Below are 3,031 nucleotides of genomic sequence, written 5' to 3' on the forward strand. Positions count from 1 at the left end.
CTATTATGATTTCTTATCGCTTTAGAAAATATACAATAAGTGATTATCACTATAATAAAAAGTTGAAATGGCAAAGGCGCATTATATTGGTTTTCAATTATGTTGCTTTAGCTGTTCAAATTATAATTGTATGTAAACTTAAAATTATAGTACGTTCTAATCAACATATTGCACAATCTGCATAATAATAGAAATGTGATTGCGCTATCAAAGTTAATATAAAATTTATCTGTTTTGTGATACAGATAACATTTTTAGTAAATGGATAAAAAATATTTTTTTAGAATACAAATATTATATCGATAATAATGATTAAAAAACAGCTTAAACAATCGGCTCTTGATTACTAACCATACTTAAATTCATTTCACGGTTTTTGAATAAATAACTAGTAGATAATAAGGTTAACGTTAGTAATTACTATACGTGACATAATCAAACTATTAAACAATAAGTATTTTATTTTTCAGATTAAGACTTTTTCTTCATACCAAGGTGTAAAATTATGTATAAAGAGGTGTTGCAAATAAGTTATTACGTAATCTTTCAATAAGTTATAATAATTTATTCTACTATAAAATCGCATAAATAAAGTTTTTTAGTTTGTTTTTTAATTCATTTGATATAGTATTATTTGTTCGAAGTTTGTTAAATGAAAATATTATAATGAGTAAAAAAATTGCTGTAATAGGTGATGATACAACAACCGGTGGTAAAGTTATTTCGTCATCAGTTCTAGGTTTTAACCATATCGACGCTATAGCATGTTTAGGGGATTATGCTTCATGCCCTAAGTGTAAAGGTTCTGGAAAAATTATTGAGGCGACTGATAAACTAATCGTTGAAGGCAAACCAGCTGCTTATGATGGGTGTATTATTGCATGTGGATGTCGTCCTATCGGTGTTAATCGAATTATTGCAACCAAAAGTCTGATATTTGTTGATGTAACAGCCTCCTATTATACAAATAAGTCAAATCCTATTAATAATGCGTTTTCAACAATTGCGCAAAATGATATTCACACACAAATTAAATCATTAGTAGCATCAAATGAAGATAAAACAAAGATTCGTCTTGACGCTCAAAATTTACTTAATTGTGCGCATGAAGTTTGTGAAAAACACCTTTACCATGATGATATAAAACAAGATTTTATTGATGATATTGATAATTTTGCCTCACACATTGTAAATCAAGTCGAAAGCGGAGCTATGAGTTATGAACAAGGCTCAAAAGCGATAAAATCTGAAGAAAAGAGTTTATGGGATCAAAGTCTTCACTGGTTAGGTCGGGGACTAAGTGTTTTAGGTGGTGCAGGCTTGCTGGCTACGGGGCTTGCAATGTGCACAACTGGTGGGGGTTGTATACTTGGCTTATATGTAGCAGCGCATGGAGCTAATAGTCTTTCAGAAGGGATAACCGGTGAGGATGGTTTTTTAAAATCAGTGTATCAAGATGCGGCGGTAGGATTGGGAATGTCTAAAGAGACAGGTTCTTTGGCTTATGATTTAGTTGATATTGGGCTATCTTTACATGGTAAACTTAAATTAGTTCCTAAAATTGATAAAAGTTTTGCAATTAATCAATACAATCATACTAATCCAGCAAAATTCAAATTATTTCATTATGGTAGAAAGGATTTGACACAAGCATATAGACAGATGAATAAATGGTTGTTAAGTATTGAAATAATAAGTGATGGTTTATCTTTATATGATATTTATGGAGAGGCTAAAAATATATTAGTTAAAGACAATGAAAGTAGCGAGACAAATCTATATATTTCAAATCCAGAACAGATTGATAATATAGAGAAAATTGTAGATAGTTGTGCAATAGTAATACGTATTACTACAGATCGAGAATCTGATGAAGATGACAAACATAATTATTCATTGTGCACGCGGTTGGATGGTACTACATATCGGCAATATTTTGATGACCATATCCAAGATGGATCTATTAAGTAAAAGGAATAACACAGATGATTATATTGATTTACATTGCGTATTACTTTTTTTCAATTTTGCCTATTATTATTACTTATCGCTTTAGAAAATATACAATAAGTGATTATCACTATAATAAACGTTTGAAATGGCAAAGACGCATTATGTTGGTTTTCAATTATATTGCTCTGGTTATCCAAATTATAGTTGTAGGTAAACTTAAAACTATAGTACGGTCTAATCAAGATTATGGTCCTCTTTTATTATCAGCATGTGTATTTCTAATTATTTATACTTTTCCAATATCCTGGTTAGAAAGCCCAAAAGAGTATTTAAAAAAGAAAAAATGGAAATAACAATAAATTTAGTGAAGTGGGCTTTTCGCCATTAACGACTGTCACATTATTTTCAAACAAATTGGAGGATATATGGCGACTTTAATATTACATAAATTAAATAACAAAACGGATTTGATCAAACCTACATTATTTCAATTAGAGCTGATGATTCAAGCTAGAGTGAAGTTTATCGCTATTTAAAATATATGTTAAATAAAAAAGAGAATTAATGGGATAAATTTTATTATCAAACCCCAGAAATAAAAAAGCCTACTCAATGAGCAGGCTTTTTTCATATAAAGATAAATAAATAGTTGTTAAGTTTTGAAATAGTAAGTGATGTTATGTATTTAAGTAAAATATATGAACCAAGCAAAAATATTTTTTAAATAATGAGCTTGATGAGATGAATCTATATACTTAAAATCCAGAAGAGATTGATAATATAGAGAAAATTGTAGATAGTTGTGCAATAGTAAAAGGATTACAGGTTAAAAATCTGATGTAAATGACCCACCTAATTATTCATTGTGTACGCACTAGGGGGATTACATATCGACAATATTTTGTTGCCAATATTCAAGACGGATCTATTAAGTAAAAGGAATAACACACATGATTATATTGATTTACATTACGTATTACTTTTTCTCAATTTTGCCTATTATGATTTCTTATCGCTTTAGAAAATATACAATAAGTGATTATCACTATAATAAAAAGTTGAAATGGCAAAGGCGCAT

2 protein-coding genes are annotated in these 3,031 nt (G+C 29.1%); both read left to right on the plus strand.

Annotation, left to right across the window (positions count from 1 at the left end):
* On the plus strand, positions 1 to 185 hold a 185-nt coding region (locus tag J3U37_RS11960; RefSeq protein ID WP_267375092.1), incomplete at its 5' end, for a hypothetical protein.
* Between the two features lie 481 nt (positions 186 to 666).
* Positions 667 to 1,971, plus strand: a complete 1,305-nt coding sequence (locus J3U37_RS11965; protein ID WP_267375095.1) for a PAAR domain-containing protein — start codon at positions 667 to 669, stop codon at positions 1,969 to 1,971.
* The last annotated feature ends 1,060 nt before the right edge of the window (positions 1,972 to 3,031 follow it).

Origin of the sequence: Gilliamella sp. B3172 (assembly GCF_026536465.1) — a bacterium.
Lineage (GTDB): Bacteria > Pseudomonadota > Gammaproteobacteria > Enterobacterales > Orbaceae > Gilliamella.

Coding starts and splice junctions, on each gene's coding strand:
- J3U37_RS11965 (WP_267375095.1), top strand. CDS start 667: ATGAGTAAAAAAATTGCTGTAATAGGTGATGATACAACAACCGGTGGT.